The organism is Nocardioides antri (genome assembly GCF_008373765.1).
Lineage (GTDB): Bacteria > Actinomycetota > Actinomycetes > Propionibacteriales > Nocardioidaceae > Nocardioides > Nocardioides antri.
The window spans coordinates 1-1,737 of the sequence record NZ_VUJW01000030.1 but is presented as its reverse complement, the minus strand read 5'-3'; the positions used below and the strand labels follow the sequence as shown (position 1 = coordinate 1,737).

Below are 1,737 nucleotides of genomic sequence, written 5' to 3'. Positions count from 1 at the left end.
TTGTGTCCGCAAGAACTCGACCTCATGCACGAGTCGCGAGCACGCAGGGCGGCAGTAGCGTGCGGCTCCGCGCACGCCGTGCGGCAGTAGCGTGCAGCAGCCGTGAGCACGCAGGGCGGCAGTAGAGGGCAGGTCGAACACTCAGAGGTTGCGATTCGATGACTACCCGTCTAGATCGCTCAGGCGCGTCGTAGCCTGCGGGCGTGAAGCTGTTCGGTCCTGGCGCGGCAGCGTTCGTGACGCTGGTCGTTCTGTGGCCTGCCGTCTGCATGTCGAGTGAAGACGGCCCCACTACTTGCCAGAGCGCGGTCTTCCTTGATCTCCCATGGGGCGAGAACGCGGACACGTGGGGCATCGGGGTCGCACTCGGTGGTGCGCTTGCGGTCTTCGTGCTGTTGGTGCTCCTAGGCAATCTCGTGCAACGCAAGCGCCAGTAGCCCGCCCGCTGCTCGGCAAGACCGCGCACCGGTGCGGCAGTAGCGTGCGGTGCGTATCAGGCGGATCGGCGGGACTGCACTGCTCGGGCAAGGCTCGTTAGTCCGGGCCCGAAAAGGGCTAGCCCGGCTGCGATGGCAGCGAGCGTCGACATCAACGCGAGGAGGCGGTAGGCAGCGGCGACCTCTCCCGCCATCGAGTTGGAGTAGGGATGCACTGCGAGTGCGTCAGTCGCAAGCCAGTTCATCACCGCTCGTCCAGCGGTCAGCCCAGCGGCGACTGCCAGCCATGTCGCGGGCCGCCCGACCGGCCACGGGGGCGCTAAGCCAGCGAACACCAATGCACACACGATGGCGACGACCCACACAGCGCATCCGGTCAAGAACAGGATGAACCAGTTCTCGAGCCCACTCTCGTTGTACGGCCCGAAGCCCGCATCCTCCGAGCGCGCCGCTAAGAACAAGATGATGGCGAACCCTGCTCCGACTGCGCATGCGAGCAGTCCACACAGAGTCGTTCGTACAGACATCCCTCGCCGTTCTGGTTGCTTTGGAGCCCCATCATGACCAAACGGTCCGCCGAGATGCACGCAGATCGGCAGAAGCGCATCACGCCGTGCGGCAGCTGCGGGCGCGTGAAACGTCGGTGAGGTCTACTCGCCCTGGGCCCACGCCGCGACCGGCAGCGAAAGGTAGACCCCAATCTCAGAGATGTTGGAGGCTTCGGCCAATGCGTCGCGCAGTACGTCGCATCGCTGCTGACGAGTCTCCTCTCGGCTCGCGAACCACTTGGAGCGAACCTCGACCACAATCTGGAGGCCGCCGGAATCAAAGGGGCTTCGAGAGCGGAATCGAATGTCGACATCCCCAGCGCGGAGGGTGCCGTCGTACGGCTCTTCGGGGCATTCGACAGCGAGGGAGATCGCATGGGGAAGCGCCTGAGCGAGGCGCTGCAACGTCTCCTCTGCTACGTGAGGGTCGTGGGTGACCTCAACGATCGGCATTCGGTCACGGTAGTGCGCCGGACTCAGCAACATGCTCTCAACTCGGCATGAGGGCGCACGCTGCGGCAATAGCGGGCGATTCAATCGAGACAGGGACAGCTGCCGTCGTCGTGCTTGTAGTCATAGAACCGAGGGTGACCGCAGTAGCAGACGCTCCGCGACATGTTGCTTGGGTCGGTGCTCTGGTCAGCCGCCGCGCCACAGGCAGGACACGGCGACGGCTCAACGTCGTCGTGATGGTCCGAAGTCACCTCGTCAGTGTCCCTCACAGCCTGACTCCAGCGCCCTCTACTCGGCAT

General features: G+C 64.6%; 2 protein-coding genes. One reads left to right on the top strand and one right to left on the bottom strand.

Annotated features, from left to right (window positions below; genetic code table 11):
* The first annotated feature begins 203 nt into the window (after positions 1–203).
* Positions 204–437 carry a hypothetical protein gene (locus F0U47_RS20300; protein ID WP_149752316.1) on the top strand — a complete coding sequence of 78 codons (234 nt, stop codon included), beginning with the start codon at positions 204–206 and terminating at the stop codon, positions 435–437.
* 650 nt (positions 438–1,087) lie between these two features.
* On the opposite strand, the gene F0U47_RS20295 is transcribed toward F0U47_RS20300, so the two are convergent.
* A complete protein-coding gene (locus F0U47_RS20295; protein ID WP_149752315.1) occupies positions 1,088–1,438 on the bottom strand; it encodes a hypothetical protein in 351 nt (116 codons plus the stop codon).
* Between the last annotated feature and the right edge of the window lie 299 nt (positions 1,439–1,737).